The 17,516-nt window shown below is 30.7% G+C and carries 18 protein-coding genes and 6 tRNA genes; 2 read left to right on the forward strand and 22 right to left on the reverse strand.

Going from position 1 to position 17,516, the window contains the following annotated elements:
• Nucleotides 1-36: 36 nt before the first annotated feature.
• From KQI42_RS00170 to KQI42_RS00205, 8 genes are all read right to left on the reverse strand, one after another.
• Nucleotides 37-1,011, reverse strand: a complete 975-nt coding sequence (locus KQI42_RS00170) for an ABC transporter ATP-binding protein (RefSeq protein ID WP_216515591.1) — start codon at nt 1,009-1,011, stop codon at nt 37-39.
• On the reverse strand, nt 1,001-2,041 hold the full coding sequence (locus KQI42_RS00175) for an ABC transporter ATP-binding protein (protein WP_216515594.1): 1,041 nt from the start codon (nt 2,039-2,041) through the stop codon (nt 1,001-1,003). Before KQI42_RS00175 ends, KQI42_RS00170 begins: the two co-directional genes overlap by 11 nt.
• A 9-nt stretch (nt 2,042-2,050) precedes the next feature.
• Nucleotides 2,051-3,007, reverse strand: coding sequence for an ABC transporter permease (locus tag KQI42_RS00180; RefSeq protein WP_216515596.1), 957 nt, complete (start codon nt 3,005-3,007; stop codon nt 2,051-2,053).
• Between the two features lie 27 nt (nt 3,008-3,034).
• Nucleotides 3,035-3,964 carry an ABC transporter permease gene (locus KQI42_RS00185; protein WP_216515598.1) on the reverse strand — a complete coding sequence of 310 codons (930 nt, stop codon included), beginning with the start codon at nt 3,962-3,964 and terminating at the stop codon, nt 3,035-3,037.
• Between the two features lie 269 nt (nt 3,965-4,233).
• Nucleotides 4,234-5,658 carry a sigma-54 interaction domain-containing protein gene (locus tag KQI42_RS00190; RefSeq protein WP_216515600.1) on the reverse strand — a complete coding sequence of 475 codons (1,425 nt, stop codon included), beginning with the start codon at nt 5,656-5,658 and terminating at the stop codon, nt 4,234-4,236.
• 256 nt (nt 5,659-5,914) lie between these two features.
• On the reverse strand, nt 5,915-6,172 hold the full coding sequence (locus tag KQI42_RS00195) for a hypothetical protein (RefSeq protein ID WP_216515603.1): 258 nt from the start codon (nt 6,170-6,172) through the stop codon (nt 5,915-5,917).
• A gap of 276 nt (nt 6,173-6,448) precedes the next feature.
• Nucleotides 6,449-6,634 carry a hypothetical protein gene (locus tag KQI42_RS00200; RefSeq protein ID WP_216515605.1) on the reverse strand — a complete coding sequence of 62 codons (186 nt, stop codon included), beginning with the start codon at nt 6,632-6,634 and terminating at the stop codon, nt 6,449-6,451.
• Nucleotides 6,635-6,913: 279 nt separating this feature from the next.
• Nucleotides 6,914-7,405, reverse strand: coding sequence for a DUF1259 domain-containing protein (locus tag KQI42_RS00205; RefSeq protein ID WP_216515607.1), 492 nt, complete (start codon nt 7,403-7,405; stop codon nt 6,914-6,916).
• A gap of 336 nt (nt 7,406-7,741) precedes the next feature.
• Between KQI42_RS00205 and KQI42_RS00210 the strand changes: the two genes are divergently transcribed.
• Together KQI42_RS00210 and KQI42_RS00215 are read left to right on the forward strand one after the other, a co-directional pair.
• Nucleotides 7,742-7,924: a hypothetical protein gene (locus tag KQI42_RS00210; protein WP_216515610.1), complete on the forward strand. Its 183-nt coding sequence runs from the start codon at nt 7,742-7,744 to the stop codon at nt 7,922-7,924.
• Nucleotides 7,925-8,262: 338 nt separating this feature from the next.
• Complete coding sequence (locus KQI42_RS00215) at nt 8,263-8,703, forward strand: cupin domain-containing protein (protein WP_246565981.1); 441 nt, start codon at nt 8,263-8,265, stop codon at nt 8,701-8,703.
• On the opposite strand, the gene KQI42_RS00220 is transcribed toward KQI42_RS00215, so the two are convergent.
• From KQI42_RS00220 to KQI42_RS00285, 14 genes are all read right to left on the reverse strand, one after another.
• Complete coding sequence (locus KQI42_RS00220) at nt 8,620-9,606, reverse strand: ABC transporter transmembrane domain-containing protein (RefSeq protein ID WP_216515612.1); 987 nt, start codon at nt 9,604-9,606, stop codon at nt 8,620-8,622. The two genes, KQI42_RS00215 and KQI42_RS00220, sit on opposite strands and share 84 nt — an antisense overlap.
• A gap of 279 nt (nt 9,607-9,885) precedes the next feature.
• Nucleotides 9,886-9,962: transfer RNA gene (locus tag KQI42_RS00225), tRNA-Arg, on the reverse strand.
• An 87-nt stretch (nt 9,963-10,049) separates the two neighbouring features.
• The gene (locus KQI42_RS00230) at nt 10,050-10,856 is read right to left on the reverse strand and encodes a metallophosphoesterase (RefSeq protein ID WP_216515613.1); all 807 of its coding nucleotides are present in this window, start codon (nt 10,854-10,856) and stop codon (nt 10,050-10,052) included.
• Between the two features lie 53 nt (nt 10,857-10,909).
• Nucleotides 10,910-10,993: transfer RNA gene (locus KQI42_RS00235), tRNA-Leu, on the reverse strand.
• A gap of 5 nt (nt 10,994-10,998) precedes the next feature.
• Nucleotides 10,999-11,074, reverse strand: a tRNA-Lys gene (locus KQI42_RS00240).
• Nucleotides 11,075-11,078: 4 nt separating this feature from the next.
• A tRNA-His gene (locus KQI42_RS00245) sits at nt 11,079-11,155 on the reverse strand.
• A gap of 24 nt (nt 11,156-11,179) precedes the next feature.
• Nucleotides 11,180-11,256, reverse strand: a tRNA-Arg gene (locus KQI42_RS00250).
• A 56-nt stretch (nt 11,257-11,312) separates the two neighbouring features.
• Nucleotides 11,313-11,386 (reverse strand) — tRNA-Gly (locus KQI42_RS00255).
• 89 nt (nt 11,387-11,475) lie between these two features.
• Complete coding sequence (locus KQI42_RS00260; RefSeq protein WP_216515614.1) at nt 11,476-11,955, reverse strand: metallophosphoesterase; 480 nt, start codon at nt 11,953-11,955, stop codon at nt 11,476-11,478.
• The gene (locus KQI42_RS00265) at nt 11,933-12,568 is read right to left on the reverse strand and encodes an XTP/dITP diphosphatase (RefSeq protein WP_216515615.1); all 636 of its coding nucleotides are present in this window, start codon (nt 12,566-12,568) and stop codon (nt 11,933-11,935) included. The genes KQI42_RS00260 and KQI42_RS00265 overlap by 23 nt, the downstream gene beginning before the upstream one ends.
• Nucleotides 12,558-13,328, reverse strand: coding sequence for a ribonuclease PH (rph, locus tag KQI42_RS00270; protein ID WP_216515616.1), 771 nt, complete (start codon nt 13,326-13,328; stop codon nt 12,558-12,560). Before rph ends, KQI42_RS00265 begins: the two co-directional genes overlap by 11 nt.
• Nucleotides 13,329-13,495: 167 nt before the next feature.
• Complete coding sequence (locus tag KQI42_RS00275; RefSeq protein WP_216515617.1) at nt 13,496-14,512, reverse strand: GerMN domain-containing protein; 1,017 nt, start codon at nt 14,510-14,512, stop codon at nt 13,496-13,498.
• A 67-nt stretch (nt 14,513-14,579) separates the two neighbouring features.
• Nucleotides 14,580-15,104, reverse strand: coding sequence for a DUF2179 domain-containing protein (locus KQI42_RS00280; RefSeq protein WP_216515619.1), 525 nt, complete (start codon nt 15,102-15,104; stop codon nt 14,580-14,582).
• A gap of 225 nt (nt 15,105-15,329) precedes the next feature.
• Nucleotides 15,330-17,411, reverse strand: a complete 2,082-nt coding sequence (locus KQI42_RS00285; RefSeq protein WP_216515621.1) for an N-acetylmuramoyl-L-alanine amidase family protein — start codon at nt 17,409-17,411, stop codon at nt 15,330-15,332.
• Nucleotides 17,412-17,516 lie beyond the last annotated feature (105 nt).

The raw sequence follows: 17,516 nt of genomic DNA on the forward strand, positions 1-17,516 counted from the left end.
TTTATACTTAATAAGCTATGCTTATTAAAGACTTAATTATTTAACCAGATGACAGGCTACAAAATGCTCATGACTTATTTCTTTAAACTCTGGCATCTTTTCCTTACATTTATCTATAGCAAGACTACATCTTGATGCAAATTTACATCCCGGTGGTGGATTTATAGGGCTTGGAATTTCTCCGTCTATTGGAATTCTTTTTTTAACCCTTTCCTCTTCTGGATCTGGTACTGGTATTGCTGATAATAAGGCTTGAGTATAGGGATGTAGTGGATTTCTATATAATTCATCACTTGTGGTAAACTCTACTAAACCTCCCAGATACATTACACCAACCCTATCTGATATATGTTTTATCATAGATAGATCATGGGCTATGAATAAATAGGTTAATCCCCTTTCTCTTTGTAACTCTATTAGTAAATTTACTACTTGTGCTTGAATAGAAACATCAAGGGCTGATATAGGTTCATCACAAACTATGAAATTTGGATTTATGGCTAAAGCCCTTGCTATTCCAATTCTCTGTCTTTGACCACCAGAAAATTCATGAGGGAATCTGGAGGTATGCTCCTTATTTAATCCTACAGTATCTAACAATTCAAATATTTTTTCTTGTCTTTCTTTTTTTCTATTGGCACCCTTATATATATGATGAATATCTATTCCTTCTCCAATAATATCTCCTACTGTCATTCTTGGATTTAGAGATGAATAGGGATCTTGAAATATTATTTGAGCTTTTTTAGTAAATTCTCTTTTTTCTTGTGTATTAAAACTATGTATATTTTCTCCTTCATAAATCACTTCACCATCTGTAGCATCATAAAGTCCCATTATGGTCTTTCCACAAGTTGTTTTACCACAGCCTGACTCTCCTACAAGTCCTAGGGTTTCTCCTTTATATATATTAAAACTAACATTATCAACAGCCTTTAGTACTTGTTTTCTTCCTACTTTAAAATATTTCTTTAGATTTTTAACTTCTATTAATACTTCCTTACTTTCCATATGTTTCACCTCTTGATATTAGTTCTCTTGGCACTCCAGTAATATCTGCCCTACTATCATGAAGCCAACATGAAGCCTCTTGGGTATCTCCAAAGGACATTGGTTTTGGCTCTTCCACCCTACATATTTTCATTCCAAACTCACATCTTGCCGCAAAGGGACATCCCTTTGGAGGATTTATTAGATCCGGTGGTGTACCTGTTAAGGAATATAGGGTTTCTTTATTATTAGAACTCAATTTTGGTACGGATTTTAAAAGTGCAAAGGTATAGGGGTGTTTTGGATTATAAAATATTTCATCTACTGTACCCCTTTCAACTATTTGTCCTGCATACATTACCTGTATCCTATGGGAAACACTGGCAACTACTCCTAGATCATGGGTTACTAATATAACTCCCATATTCAATTCTTTTTGTAAATCAGAAATCAAATCCATAATTTGAGCCTGAATTGTAACATCTAAGGCTGTTGTAGGCTCATCTGCTATTAATATCTTAGGATTACAAGCAAGGGCAATGGCTATCATGGCTCTTTGTCTCATTCCTCCTGAGAATTCAAAGGGATATTGATTCATTCTTAGTTTTGCATTGGGTATTCTAACTAATTCCAGCATATTCAATGCAACCTTCCTAGCTTCTTCCTTAGATATATTATTATGGAGAAAAACACTTTCTGATATCTGCTCCCCTATTTTCATAGTTGGATTTAAGGATGTCATAGGATCTTGAAATATCATGGATATATCTCTCCCCCTTATTTCTGCCATTTTATCATCATCTAATTCTAATAAATTTTGTCCTTCTAAATTTATATAGGAATTTTCCTTTCCAATTATGGTTTGTGGGCTAGGAAGTAATCCCATTATTGCCTTAGATGTAACAGTTTTTCCACAGCCTGATTCTCCTACTATGGCTAAATTTTCTCCTCTATTTAAATGAAAGTCCACTCCTCTAACTGCTTGAGCAGTACCTGCATAAGTATTAAATGAAACCTGTAAGTTCTTTACTTCTAATAATCTATTATTCATCTAGTCCACCTACTTTCTTAACTTTGGATCTAATGCATCTGAAAGTCCATCACCAATTAAGTGAAATGCCAACATGGTTATAACTATCATCAAACATGGAAAAAATAGTTGATGAGGATAGAACATAAGTTGCTCTTGTCCTGCTGATGCTAATGCTCCCCAACTTGTTTTTGGTGCTTGTACTCCTAATCCTATATAGCTTAAGAAAGCTTCTCCAAAAATAAATCCTGGAACAGACATAGTTATTTCTACCATTATAATTCCAAGGGTATTTGGTAATAGATGTTTCATTATAATCCTTCCTGTACTAGATCCTAATGCAGCTGCTGCTTCTACATAGTCTTGTTCTCTTATTTGAAGTATTTGTCCTCTTACCATTCTTGTAGTACCTACCCAAGATGTAATGCTCATTGCTAATACTAAAGCAAATATACTTCTACCTAGAACAACTGATAGTATCAATACTATTATTAAATAAGGCAAGTTCCCTATAAACTCTGCAAGCCTCATAATAATATTGTCTATTACTCCACCCTTTAATCCTGCTAAAGCACCTAATAAAGATCCAATTATAAACTTTACAAGGGTACAACAAAGACCTATTAATAAGGAAATTCTTCCACCATAACAAACCCTAGTAAAAAGATCTCTTCCCATGTCATCTGTTCCAAACCAATACTCACTATTTGGCTTTAAATCTTTAACATCAGTATTTATATATTGATAATCATGTTCTGATATTAAAGGTCCTACAAATATGGTTGCGACTACAAGTACAAGAAGTATTAATCCTAGTATAGATAAGCCATTAGATCTAAATCTTCTCCAAACATCAGACCAATAAGTTAAAGATGGTTTGCTTATTTCTTCACCTGAAAGTCCTTTAGTACCAACTCGTTCGAACATATTTTTATCTATTATCTTTTCATTTTGAACTACGTTTAAATTACTTTCAAAACTATTCATATTATCCCTACCTCACTATTATTTTCTCTAAGATTCTGTAACTCTTATTCTTGGGTCAACTATTCCATATAAAATATCTACAACTATTAAAGCTATGGTATATAAAATTGCATAAAATATTGTAATACCAATTATCATGGTATAGTCTCCATTAGAAACAGATTTTACATAATAATTTCCAAGTCCCGGTATTGAAAACATCTTCTCTAGTATGAAAGAACCACTAAATATCCCAGCTACTGCTGGACCAATCATAGTAATAATAGGAATCATTGAATTTCTTAAAATATGATTTTTAATAACTCTTTTCTTTTTGCAACCTTTGGCTTTTGCTGTAATTATGTAATCTTCATTAGCTACTGAAATTATACTACTCCTCATAAACTTAGTATAAGAAGCTATTCCTCCTATAGCATAAGCCGTTACTGGTAAAATATAATGCTTTAATTGCCCCCATCCGAAGACTGGTACTAATTTCCATTTGAAAGCTACAAAATATTGAAGCAATGCAGCCACTACAAAACTAGGAACACATATTGCTAAAACAACACAAAATCTTATAATATGATCTCCTACCTTTTCCCTATTAAATCCAGATATAATTCCTAGGGAAATCCCTATGACTATTTGTAAAATAACAGCTATTATACCAATTTTAGCTGAAATCGGTGCATTCGCCTTTATTACATCATTGGCAGATTTTCCAGTATAGATAATTGATTCTCCAAAATCTCCTGTTGTTAAAAGATTTTTCATATATAAAAAATATCTTTCTACAACTGGTTTATCCAAACCATATTTTGCTCTAATAACCTCCTGAGCTTTATCTGGCATCTGACCTACCTTAGCTGCAATAGGGTCCCCAGGTGCTCCTGCTATTAAGAAAAATGTTGCTGTAATAATTAAAAATAAAGTAATTAGTGAATAAAATATTCTTTTAGTAATAAATTTAAACATAATTTATCTACCTTTCTTATGATTTGTATTAAAATTTATTAATGCTAATAAGTAATGAAAATACTTTCTTCTTTCATTTCTCACCTCCATCAGTATTGTACATTTGCAATCTCCATGCCAATATTTCATCACATTAAAGCTTTGCTATATCAACATGTATACGATTTAAATAAAAAAGACAATTAAGCCTAAGTACTATTTTTAATACTATAAGCTTAATTGTCTTTATTTTTGTCCGATTTTTCGGACTTTTATTTTTTCTTTATATATTAGGATTCATTTGCCTTATCTAAACATATTAACTCATATTTTCTTAGTTTACTATGAAGAGTTTGCTTAGGAACCTTCAGATTTCTAGCTGCCTGTGCACAGTTTTGTCCTGCTTCTTCAAGGGCTACTTTAATTAGTTGCTTCTCATACTCTTCCACAGCCACTTTAAGGCCCATCTCCTTTGGTATAGTGGGTTCAAGGAATTTGATTTCTATATTCTTCATATAGGGAAGACTATAATTTTGTAAATCTTCCAATGCAATATATTCACCTTCTACAAAATTCATAGCACTTTCAATGGTATTTTGAAGTTCTCTTACATTGCCTGGCCAATCATTATCCAAAAAGTACTCCATAACTTGCTTATTTACACCTTTAACCGACTTATTCATTTCTTCGTTACAAGTTTTAATAAAATGTTCAATTAAAATAGGAATATCCTCTTTTCTTTCTCTAAGAGGAGGTATATTGAAATTTATTACATTTAACCTATAATATAGATCTTCTCGAAGTTTATTTTCTTCTACAAGTTTTCTGGCTTCCACATTTGAAGCTGCAATTATTCTAACATCTACGATTTTTGTCTTATCACTTCCCACCCTTCTTATCATGCCATCTTCTATTACACGTAAAAGTTTGGACTGCAAGCCTAGGTCCATAGAGTTTAACTCGTCTAAAAATAACGTACCTCCATCAGCTAGTTCAAATAATCCCTGCTTGTCCTTTGCCCCAGTAAAACTTCCTTGAACAGTCCCAAAAAGTATACTTTCCAATAAGTTTTCAGGCAATGCTCCACAATTTTGTGCAATAAAAGGTTTATTTCTTCTGTAACTTAAATTATGTAATCCCTGTACTATAAGCTCTTTCCCTGTCCCCGTTTCCCCAAAAACAAATACAGGCGAATTGCTATTAGCAACTTTTTCTGCCTTTATCTTAAGTTGTTTTATGGCGGAGCTCTGCCCAATTATATCAGATAAGCTATATTGGGTTCCATTTTGGAAAAATTTATTAGCTCCTATATCTTTACTATGTAATGTGCTTTGCAACATAAGTATCTTTTCTGATAATTCCATTACATTTGTTAAATCTTTAAAGATTTCAATAGCACCTTCAATTTTACCGTTATTAATTATAGGTATTGTTGATGTAACTATAGAAACACTTTTTCCTATACAATTTATGTAATTTTGAACATGTTCAATTATGGGTTTCTTACTATTAATTACTTTATGAAAAGTACTATTATTCTTATTAATGTTAGAGAATACTTGGAGAATATTTTTACCTATTGCCTCTTTAGGATTAAATCCTGTAATGTTTGTAGATGGTTCATTGAAATATACAATATCTAGATTTGAATCTACAACTATTATTCCTTCTTCTAGATTGTTAAGCATCAACTCAAGGATATTTTTATAATCCATATCACACCACCATTCCTTAATATGTAAGCATATTTATTAATTAAAAACTAGTTCTTTCTATAAGTTTAACAACAATATCTATAGTTAATAAAGATATTGTACTTTTTTAGAAGATTGCAAACACTGATTTTATTGATGGTTGCAACTCTAGCGTTTAGCAGTATTATAGTTGTCAACAAACTTACGTTATGGGATATATCAATAATCTCTTTTTTAAAGGAAGAAATTTAAAAGATTCAGCAAAGGTTTTATAAGTTCATTTAGGATTAGCATAGAACATTTTTCTATTATCTAAAATTATCATGACTTTTTCATCTTGGACAGGCAAATCTTGAGAACTTCGTTTATAACGCGAGTGAACTCTTGTAAGGCTAGCATTACGGTATGGACATACAACATCTTTTCCAATTGAGAACATGTCTATATAAATAGTATCTTTAGCAATACTATGATCAACATATTCTAAATTTTTATCTAATATTTTAACAAATTCATCCATGTAAATTTGCCTCACTTTTCTACGTTATTATGATACTATTATAATATACCCCTCACCCTTTTTCAACAAATTGAAGATATATGTAAGGTAGCTTCAAATAAAGAAATGCTCTGATATTAGATAAAAAAAGACTAGATCTTTCTAGCCTTTAGTAATTCATTATAAGTAATCTAGTAATTTTACTAGTTTATTTTGAATTTACTATTTGTTTAGTTTAAATTCCTTATAGATTTATGAAAGAAAACATAATATAATTCTTTAAAAAAATAAGCAGGGGATAATCCTCTAGGCTTATCTTGGTATAAAAATTGGTTCGCTTTGAATAGCTCCACAGTTAGCACAATAATTTATTATCCATATTACAGGATCGCCATACTTGTAACCAAGTTCTGTTCTAGTATGTACCACCTTGTTATCGCAACATTCTTTTTGTTGTGCAAATGCAGTCATTGTTCCACCTAGTAACACTAAGCACATAACAATAAGTAACAATAAACCTCATATTATTTCTCATTGTCTTACCTCCTTTTGTTGTTCTAATTTATTACCTTCTATAGAAGACATAGAAATTCCTCCATTTCGTTATAATTAAAATACCTTAAATTATGCTATTTTTTATTAATTTTATATAAAATTCTATTATTCTAAATAATAAATACCATTAAATATTGTAGAATAAAATTAAAAACAGTATATCTTTAAGGTGAAAATATAAAGAACAACCGAGGAGTTACCCTCGGTTGGATTATTTCTTAATTAATCTCTTAATACTCTAAGAGCTTCAGAAACTTTTCTTGCAAAGGTTATGGGATCTTCTATAGAGAAGAAGTGAATATAAAATAATCTTGGCCTATCAAATAACCAATGGTTGTGCAAGGCAGTTACTTCTATTCCTCTTTCTCTCAGGGCACTTATAAATGGATTTATTTCTCTTTGAAGTATTACTGTTTCACCTAAATTTAAAGTTCTACCTCTCTTATCCATAGATTCAAAGGAAAATAATGCTGCTAATGCAAGAGGGCTTCTTGTACGTCTTCCATCAATTTCAGCTTCAATGTTTCTATCAAATGTTACTACACACAAATCATCCATTGATGTTAATATCGAAGCATTTAATATACGAGCAAATCTTTGACAAAGGTTGCGGTCTCTCCTTTCATCAATGAATCTCTCTTTTGTATCATCTATATCTTCATAATCATAATGATGCAAATTATCACTATAAATATTTTCATAGTTTCCAGTCATATATAATCTCTCCTTTCAGTAAATATATATGCTGTCCAGAAAAATAAGTTCTTTTTTATTATTTATTGATATTAAGCATAAAAAATAAAAGTCTCCTTAAAATGTTCTTAAATAATAAGTATACTTTAAATTAAAAATATCTTTTAATTTCATTATTTGTATAAATACAAACAAATAGATATCTATAAAGTATATACTTTATAGATATCTATTTTACTGACAATTAATAGGCATTTTTCGGAACTCTGGTCCAAGAACATTTACATCTCCTGAATTCATCAATTGAACCCTTAGTTCATATTCTCCTGTATTCTGTAAAAATGCAAGCTTTGTATATTGCCTCAATGGGTACAAAGCTTAAGCTTTGCTCAATGTAACGAACCATATGAACAAAATTTTGGCGGTACTACTCACAAAGAGACAAGCAGATACAGTGGATCTGAAAGTGAAAGAAAAGCTTATGGTAACTTAATAGGAGTAATTTTTGACCCTGGCACAAGGGAACAAAGATTTGATTAATTCACATGAATAAGTAAATATACACAAAATACAAATTAATTGCCTTATTATCTCTATCTATTTTAATTTATAAGCAATTTTCACTGTGTATTTTAAGGTTATAATTTTTAGTTAATTTGATTATATAGTTTACACTATGAATCCAAATATAAATTGAAACACATCTCCTCACCATAGTGCATATGATATTAATAAAACCTACGAAAGGAGTGATCAATATGTATAATATTTATCAACCATATCCATGCCCTCACTACGCTAACACCCCTATATATAACCCATACAATATATACAATGATTATAACTCGTATTTATATCCTTACTGGGATAGTATGCCAATGTATAACTCAGAATTTGGAAGTCAGTTTACCAAGTTTAGAGATTATGGCCCAGAACCCTTTGTTGTTAATATTGAGAATGTTACTAAGCTAAACAATACTTTTCGTACTGCTTTATGGACAGGAGAATATTTGCAACTTACTTTGATGAGTATCAATGCTGGTGATGAAATAGGTTTAGAAATTCATACCGACCTTGATCAGTTCATACGTATTGAAGAAGGCGAAGGAATTGTTAAAATGGGAGATAGAAAAGATATGTTGGATTTTCAAGAAAGAGTCTGTGCTAACTATGCAATACTTATACCTGCTGGTAAATGGCACAATCTAATAAATATAGGTTGTAAACCACTTAAATTATACTCTATTTATGCACCACCGGCACATCCACATGGTACAATTCATAAAACTAAAGAAGATGCTGAAAGGTATCATGGATAATATTCTAAATAAAGAATTTATTAGTCCTTCTATCTCTTGACTTTTACTTATGACTAAATCCGAAACAAATATGTAAAAAACAAAATTTGCAGAAGTATCACTTCCTGATTTTAATGTTAAAAAAGATACGATTCCTATTAAAACTATAAAATGAAAATCGTTTATAAGATTCTTTAAAAACACTTGTTTTTTATCAACTTTATTAGAAGTTTCAATAAAATTTATGAAACTTTTTGATGTTTTATTCAAGAAATAACTTCCTAGATTCCATGTTTTGATAAGTTCAATGGAATCTACTAACTCATTCTGTGTTTCATTATCTATCTTCATAGCTTCATTAACTAATCGAGAAGATTTTAAAATAGTTTTTCTAGATATCATAGATATTAAAAAACCTAAACAAGAAGCTACGAAAAGAATAACTCCAAGGGTAGCATTTATGTATGTAGATACTAAAAGAAATACTATAAGTAAAAGAATGTTGGCAATAATACTAACGCTTATATGTACAATAGAACGGAAAATATTTAAAGTATCCATAAATATAATGTTTTTTAATTTATCCCTTCCTATTCTTAGTAAATCTTCATAATTTGAATTTGATATAGAGTTAATTAATTCTACTCTTATATTGGATATAATTTTACCACCTAAAGTATTTAAGGACATAGCCCAACACACATCTAATATATTCTTTATTAAAAGAAATAATATAAAACCTAAAATACCTATCATTATAACAGATGTATTTTTATTGGTCTCCAAAAATTGTAAATAACTTCTTAATCCTGTTGGAATTAAAACATTAAAAAAAGTTAGGATTAATACAAAACAGAAACTTTTAAGGAAACTTTTAGGATAAAGTAATACATATTTTTTAAAGTAATTAAAAAACAAACTCATTTTTTTATCACCTCTCATAAAATGGTATATTATAAGAATATAGTAGAATTCCTAAACAAATTTAAATTATCTTTAATCTGCTGTAATAAAGATAATTTAAATAACGCTTATAAAAAACATAGGAATTAATTTAGTTGCTTATGCTAATTAATATAGGAAAAGATAATACACTAGTAGATAAGAATAATTTGTTAGTTACTTGTTAGCCACATCGAAATTTCGGAGTATTTTTATTTAGTTTAAAAAAAGGCCAGAACACAGTGTTCTAGCCTTTTCTATTGGCACACCCGGAGGGGCTCGAACCCCCAACAACTTGATTCGAAGTCAAGGACTCTATCCAATTGAGCTACGGGTGCATACTATTCCATTATAAATCAAAGTCTATGGTTTTTACAATAGTATTTCTGAATTTTGTCATTTTTTATTGTAATTCCTTGGATATATTATTTATCACTTTCAATAGTTATATTACTAATTTGTACCCTATTTAGAAACCTTATAGGATAAACACTATTTCCTAACCCACTATCTATATAAAGGGTCGTCTCTCCAATTTGAAATAATCCTTTATCATACTTCGGAAAACTTCCTTGTCCTGGTGCTACTATAGCTCCTATAAGCGGAAGTCTCACCTGCCCTCCATGGGTATGACCCGATAATATTAAATCTTCTTTGCCAGACAAGTACGATATAGGTCTATTTGGAGAATGTGATAATAATATAGTATAGTTATTAGTATCTATATTATTCATTACTTTACTATAATCTTCTTTACTTGCATAAAAACTAATGCCTGCTAAATTTAAATTTTCATCTTCAATATTTATAATATCTCTTTCATTATCTAGTACGGCGACTCCTAAGGATTTCAGACCCTTTAAAAATTCTTTATAAAAAATATTTCTAATTTCATGGTTTCCACTAACGAAATAAACATTTGGAGTTGTTTTTACAATCTCCTTCATAAAATCTAATGTAGGATGGATATCTATAGTTTTAAAATCTATAATATCTCCTGTAAGAAAAATTATGTCTGGGTTAAATTCTATTATCTCTTTTATTAACTTATTTTTGTTAATATATTTATTACTATGATAGTCTGAAATCTGAGTTATTTTAATATCTTTATTAAGCTTTTTTGTAGATATTTTTACTTTATTTATGTAAACTTTACTAATTTGAATATAATTATATATCAACAGGAATAGAGCTAGCAATAATATTGAAATAATTATTTTTCTCCAACCCATTATTTTTCCTCCTCAAAAAAGTATAAAAAAAATTGGCTTTCGCCAATTTGTTTTGGTGCGGGAGAGAGGACTTGAACCCCCACGTCAATGACACTAGATCCTAAGTCTAGCGCGTCTGCCAGTTCCGCCACTCCCGCAAGTATGGTGACCCATCGGCGACTCGAACGCCGGACACCCTGATTAAAAGTCAGGTGCTCTACCGCCTGAGCTAATGGGTCAAAATGGGGTGGATAATGGGATTCGAACCCATGATCTCCAGAGCCACAATCTGGCGCCTTAACCATCTAGGCCATACCCACCATAATTAGTTTTAATTGTAAATGTGGCGCACCTAGGAGGATTCGAACCCCCGGCACACGGATTAGAAGTCCGTTGCTCTATCCATCTGAGCTATAGGTGCCTGCTCTTTACGAGTGTCTAAAGGATAACTCAATGTTTCCTATGTAGCAACTCTGATGGAGCGGGTGAAGGGAATCGAACCCTCGCTGCTGGCTTGGGAAGCCAGTGCTCTACCACTGAGCTACACCCGCAATTTGCTCCCAAGCTGTAACCGCTAACAATTTAAAATTATAGCAGGTTATTTATATAATGTCAATAGATTATATTATAATTATTTTATTTATTTTATTTCTATTATTTTTACATCTACAGTATCCCCTATATTTAATAAACCAAAGGTCTTTTTTCTATTAAATCCCCTAGGCATAGAGGGGCTTCCAGGATTGATTATAGTAATATCATCTTCCTTTTCAACGATTGGGATATGAGTGTGTCCAAAAAGGACTACATCTGCTCCTACTTCTTTGCCCTTATAATATAAGCTAGAAATATTATATCTAACATTGTATCTATGACCATGAGTTAAGAAAAACTTTTTACCTTCTATTTCCACTAGTTCATCTTCATTAAATTTAGATACATTGTAGTCACCATTTCCTTTTACTATCAAAACTTCTACTCCCAGTTCTTTACTTATTTTTATTCCATCATCAGCATAATCTCCTAGATGAAAAATCATATCTGGAATTCCTATTTCCTCAACCTTTTCTAAAAACTCTTTTACATATCCATGAGTATCACTGACTACTATTATCTTCATCTATATCATCCTCTAATAAAACTCTTAATTCTTTTCTAAGATTTGCTAAAGCTTTAGCTCTATGACTAATTTTATTCTTTATTTCTTCACCTAGTTCACCAAAGGTTTTATCATAGCCTTCAGGAGTAAATAATGGGTCATAGCCAAAACCTTTCTCTCCTTTAGACCCAAATCCTATAGTGCCTTTACATTCACCATAAAGAGTTCTAATCTCCTTATCTTCAGTAATTAAAGTTATAACAGCTTTAAACTTAGCCGTTCTTTCCTCCATTGGTATATCCTTTAATTCTTCTAAAAGCTTTTTATTATTTTTTTCATCATTACCTTCTTCTCCTGCATATCTAGAAGAATAAACTCCTGGTTCTCCATTTAATATATCTATAAATAATCCAGAATCATCTGCTATAACCATACCTTCTACTCTATCTGATAAAGCCTTTGCCTTTTTAATACTATTTTCTTCTAAAGTAGTACCATCTTCTTCTATTTCAAAGTCATCTAATCCTATCTCTTTCTTTGAAATTACTTCAATTGGTAAGTCCTTTAAAATATCTTTAATTTCTTCAACTTTATGTAAATTTCCAGTTGATAGTATTAATTTTTTATTTTTCATAATCTTCTCCTAAATCAATCTTATTTTCTTCAATTAATTTTCCTATACTCCCAAGGGCTATTTTCTGTGCATTTATTAATTCTTTATTTCCCTTTTCCGCCAAGTCCAACAATGTATTTAACTCTATTCTAGAAAAGGTACTATTTTCTCCAGTTCCTTGAACTTCAATAAACTGACCTTTATCCGTCATAGCTACATTCATATCTACTAAAGCTTTATGATCTTCTTCATAACATAGATCTAATACAGGTCCCATATCAGCGATTCCTACGCTTACTGCTGCCACATAATCTGAAATAGGTATAGATCCTATCTGCCCACTGTTATAAAGCTTATAAAGAGCATCTACCAGTGCTACAAAGCTTCCAGTTATAGCTGCAGTTCTAGTACCCCCATCAGCCTGTATAACATCACAATCTATCCAAATAGTTTTTTCTCCTAATCTAGATAAATCTACTACACTCCTTAAAGTTCTTCCAATAAATCTTTGAATTTCATGAGTTCTACCATCAATTCTCCCCCTAGCAGCATCTCTAACTTTTCTCATTACAGTTGCTCCTGGTAACATAGAGTACTCTGCTGTTATCCATCCAATATTACTTCCTTTTAAAAAAGGGGGTACTTTATCATCTATCATGGCAGTACAAATAACTTTAGTATTGCCCACCTCCATTAAAACAGATCCATAAGGATGCATTAAATAATTTCTAGTTATTTTAACTTCTCTTAATTCATCAAATTTTCTATTATCAACTCTCATAATTTTAACATCTCCTATTTTTATCCTCACTCTAATTTTATCAAATTTAACTCCTTTTTTCTATATGGTATATCCATTAATAACTTTTATTATACAAAAAAAGAGCAGAATTCTGCTCTTTTGAATAGCTTAGATTTTATAACTCGGAATAAAAAAACATTAATATATTAATACTCGTTGGCAAAAGCTGGTATTGTAGCATTTATGTAAAAGTCTACACCCGTTTCTTCTAAAGCTTTACCATCTATCAATAACTCTACTGACTCTACCTCTTCAAATTGACTTAAAGTTAATCCTATATTTTTAATCATTCCATTAAAAGTTGCTTCTTCTTCCATTGCAACATCCTGTATAAAGGATACATCTACAAAAGCTGTTCCATCTTTTATTTCCACTCCATGAAGAGTTACCCCAGTAGGAATATCTGAAGATAAGCCTGACTCTGCTGGCGGTCCATTAAATAGTAAATCTAAAGCAGTATATACATTTGCCATAGGAGCTAAAGTAGGAATAGTTACAGGTACAAAATATTCAAAATCACTTTCTTCATTTCCTTTATAATAAACTAATACTTTAGATCTACCTTCTTCCAAATTACCTATTAAATTAATATTCTCTCTTGTAAGAGGCTTATCTATGGTAGAACCATATTTTAAAGCTGGTACAACATCTCCATCTATCAAAACTTGGACTTCTTTTACTGCTGGAAATTCTGTTAAAGTATATACAACACCTTTAATGAAATTCTCTTCTTCCTTTTCCGAATCATAGTCTAAAACATCTTTTGAAAAATCCACTTTACATAATCCTGTTTCCTCGTTTATAGACATACCTTTAATTTCAGTTCCTGCTGGGATAACAGGAAGCAATCCAGTATGCTGTAAAGTTTCTCTTAATTCAGGATTATCTACCATATTCTTTAGAGTTACCTTAGCAATTCCTTCTTCCCAAGGTATCTTTCTCATTAATGGAACTAGGAATCCTTCATTATTTTGAAAATAAAGAACAGTTTTTCGCATACCATCTTCTTCGGTTATTTCAATTTCATGTTCATCACTTCTAATTATTTCTAAATCGTCTTCTTTTGAAAATAGCTTTTTAAATCCAATTTTCCCTCTACAACCAAAGGCTGTTAAGCCCAAGATTATAATTAGTCCAATTAATATTATCCTTTTATTATCCATCTCCAACCCTCCTACATTTTACTATTACATTATATTAGAAGATTTGGAGTACTATGATTAATTAATTCTATTTCTTTTTGCTTGAAGAAAAATATCCGCCGCTAACTGGATTTATACTGTTAACTGTGATAAAAGCATCTTCATCATAACTATATACAGTTTTCTTTAAATTATCTAGATCCTTTCTGTTTATAGCAATATTTAAAATTTCCCTAGTTCCCTCTCTACCATAGCCTTCTACTACTGTTACTCCAAAGCCATTTTCTCTTAATCTTTCAATTAATTCCTTATTATCTGCAGTTTTTAATATTACTTGAGCTGCCAGATTTCCTAGAGCAATTTTATTTTCTATAGTTATTCCTATGAAATTGCCACAAGCAAATCCTAAAGCATAGCTAAGGAGATTTCCAATATTATCCAAGTTGCTAACTACTTTACTTAAAGCTGTAACATAAATACTAACCTCAAAAAAGCCAATAATGGCTGCTTGCACTCTTCTACCTTGAACTACCATTAATGTTCTAATAGTTGCTAACGTCACATCTGATACTCTCGCTATGAAAATAAATAAATAGCCTAATAAAATCTCCATACTTTTCCTCCTTTAAATTCAGTTATTATAGATATTATTATACCAAAAGAAATAAAAATAGTAATCGGGTAAAATAAAGAAAAAAGTCTATTGTTCACAATTGTGAACAATAGACTTTTTTCTTTATTCCATACCAAGAGCTTTTTCTTGGGTATAATATGATCTATCTTAATTTTTATGTAACTTTTAGAAAATAAGGAGAGATTTCTCTCTCCTTAATAAATATTAATAAGTTTCAAAATATCTTTCTACTCCTTTTATTATAGAATCTACTAGTTTGTTTTGATAATCACTGTTAGTTATAAGTTTTTCCTCATCAGGGTTAGTTAAAAATCCTATTTCTAGTAATACAGCTGGCATTTTAGTTTCTCTAAGTACTACCAAACCTGGTCTTTGAACAATTCCTCTATTTTTAGCACCAGTTCCTTTTGTCATTTCTTCCATCATAATTTTAGCTAGTGGATGGTCATCTTCTTCCTTCTTCTCGCTTTTTGCAGCAGGACAATATAAAACTTGGATTCCATCAATAGATTTATTGTCATTACTATTAGAATGAATACTTATAAATACATCTGCATAGTTATCATTAGCTATTCTAGCTCTTTCATATAAGTCTACAAAGTCATCTGTATCTCTAATCATTAAAGTGTTATAACCTAAACTCGTTAACTTTTCATTTAATTTTAGAGAAACATTTAAGTTTATATCCTTCTCTTTATTTTTGTTAGGAGATACAGCTCCTGGATCTTTTCCTCCGTGACCAGCATCTATAACAATTAATCTATCAGAAGATGTCACATTATCGTCTTTTTTCAGTGATATAGTAACTTTGTTATCTACTGGCTTAGAAAGTACTGAATAATCTATGCTTCTTCTAAACTTAATCCTAACTTTAGTATCAGTTCCAACCTTTACAACTTCCATTTCATCAACTAATCCATCTTTAATTACGACTACTCCCTCTTTAAGATCTACACTAGAACTAGGAATAGTTACTTCCATTTTCTTCTTTCCTGAGTCAAAATCTACAGAATAACTGGTTTCATTTAAATTATTTATAGTAACTATTCTGTTTTTTCCATCAGCGGTATAGTCTATACTTTCCCAAAAGTTCTTTTCAGGATATATAACTATTTTATCTTCATAAGTATCTATTTTGACATTTGGATCAGTCATGCCATCTTTTGCATCCAATACTATCCTAACAATTCTATCTTTAGCATTGTATAAGTTATCTGGCGTAAATTGAGATACTCTGACTCCTTTAACGAAACCTAAGTTATAATCATAATTAAAGAAAGTTCCTCCTTCTAGAGATGAATCCATTAAGTCAATAACCAGCCTTTCTGGGTTCTTAAGTTTCACTACATTAATTTCTGGAGTCTTGGTTCCGCGTACTACTATAGCTTCTTTTCCGTCTATTAATTCTTTATCAACAGATTTTACTTTATTTACAAAGGATACTTCAATAGCCTTTCCATCACTTGAAGGCACTGCATCAAATTCTATCTTCTTATTTACATTAATAGTAACTCTAGTTACGTTAGGATCATTGGATAACTGTAAATATTCAATAGTATTAATGGTACCATCATTAACGGTAATACTTCCTTGTCCATTCCCTGTGTTCTTTAAATTTAACTTAGCATCTTTTATGTCTATTACTAATTTATAAGGATCTTGTAAAAAGGAAGTTTCAAAGTTCAAACTTTTATTGCCATTTATTATTACTTTGTTATTTTTTGTACTTCCTTTATCGATAGAAATATTGGTTATATCACCGATTCCTTTATTCTCTTCAGGTTTATCTTGGCTATTTGAATTAATATAAGGAACTTTATTTATATCATCCCAGCCTACTTCATAGCCAAAAACTTCAGAAATAAAAGCTAACGGTACCATAGTTTTTGAATCCTTATTAGAGAAAGTAACAAGTTTCGGTATAGAGTTTTTATCTAGTATCATAGTTTTGCCATTTACATAAACCATTGGACTGTCGATTGATAGTTTAATCTCTTTATCCTTATAGTTTACTGTGGCAGTTTTTGTCTTTTGATTCCAATCTACTTTAGCTCCATACTTCTCTGTTATAAATGTCAAAGGCACTAAAGTTCTATCAATGTAAATAAATGATGGGGTATTATACGTTACAGTTTGTCCATTCATGATTATTGGAACCTCTTTTACTGATAAGTTTTGACCATTGATGTTGACATTAATATTACCATTTTTACTAGCTGCGAATCCCGTTGAGTTAATTAATAGAAAAAACACCAAAAAGGATAGGACAACTTTCCATTTCTTCATTTACATTTCCCCTTTCTGCCCCTTTAATACTAAGTAAAGTCCGTCTATGTTATTTATATCATTAGGGGATTTATTATGTCAACGAATTAAGGATTTTGTAACCAT

This window comes from Tissierella simiarum, from assembly GCF_018917865.1.
GTDB classification, from domain to species: Bacteria; Bacillota; Clostridia; order Tissierellales; family Tissierellaceae; genus Tissierella_C; species Tissierella_C simiarum.

What these genes read in the sequence shown, in the direction of transcription:
- KQI42_RS00185 (WP_216515598.1), bottom strand. Translation starts at nt 3,964, where the DNA reads ATGTTTAAATTTATTACTAAAAGAATATTTTATTCACTAATTACTTTA.
- KQI42_RS00230 (WP_216515613.1), bottom strand. Translation starts at nt 10,856, where the DNA reads ATGGGTTGGAGAAAAATAATTATTTCAATATTATTGCTAGCTCTATTC.
- KQI42_RS00215 (WP_246565981.1), top strand. Translation starts at nt 8,263, where the DNA reads ATGTATAACTCAGAATTTGGAAGTCAGTTTACCAAGTTTAGAGATTAT.
- KQI42_RS00180 (WP_216515596.1), bottom strand. Translation starts at nt 3,007, where the DNA reads ATGAATAGTTTTGAAAGTAATTTAAACGTAGTTCAAAATGAAAAGATA.
- KQI42_RS00220 (WP_216515612.1), bottom strand. Translation starts at nt 9,606, where the DNA reads ATGAGTTTGTTTTTTAATTACTTTAAAAAATATGTATTACTTTATCCT.
- KQI42_RS00275 (WP_216515617.1), bottom strand. Translation starts at nt 14,512, where the DNA reads ATGGATAATAAAAGGATAATATTAATTGGACTAATTATAATCTTGGGC.
- KQI42_RS00260 (WP_216515614.1), bottom strand. Translation starts at nt 11,955, where the DNA reads ATGAAGATAATAGTAGTCAGTGATACTCATGGATATGTAAAAGAGTTT.
- rph (WP_216515616.1), bottom strand. Translation starts at nt 13,328, where the DNA reads ATGAGAGTTGATAATAGAAAATTTGATGAATTAAGAGAAGTTAAAATA.
- KQI42_RS00280 (WP_216515619.1), bottom strand. Translation starts at nt 15,104, where the DNA reads ATGGAGATTTTATTAGGCTATTTATTTATTTTCATAGCGAGAGTATCA.
- KQI42_RS00205 (WP_216515607.1), bottom strand. Translation starts at nt 7,405, where the DNA reads ATGACTGGAAACTATGAAAATATTTATAGTGATAATTTGCATCATTAT.
- KQI42_RS00175 (WP_216515594.1), bottom strand. Translation starts at nt 2,041, where the DNA reads ATGAATAATAGATTATTAGAAGTAAAGAACTTACAGGTTTCATTTAAT.
- KQI42_RS00265 (WP_216515615.1), bottom strand. Translation starts at nt 12,568, where the DNA reads ATGAAAAATAAAAAATTAATACTATCAACTGGAAATTTACATAAAGTT.
- KQI42_RS00190 (WP_216515600.1), bottom strand. Translation starts at nt 5,658, where the DNA reads ATGGATTATAAAAATATCCTTGAGTTGATGCTTAACAATCTAGAAGAA.
- KQI42_RS00285 (WP_216515621.1), bottom strand. Translation starts at nt 17,411, where the DNA reads ATGAAGAAATGGAAAGTTGTCCTATCCTTTTTGGTGTTTTTTCTATTA.
- KQI42_RS00170 (WP_216515591.1), bottom strand. Translation starts at nt 1,011, where the DNA reads ATGGAAAGTAAGGAAGTATTAATAGAAGTTAAAAATCTAAAGAAATAT.
- KQI42_RS00200 (WP_216515605.1), bottom strand. Translation starts at nt 6,634, where the DNA reads ATGTGCTTAGTGTTACTAGGTGGAACAATGACTGCATTTGCACAACAA.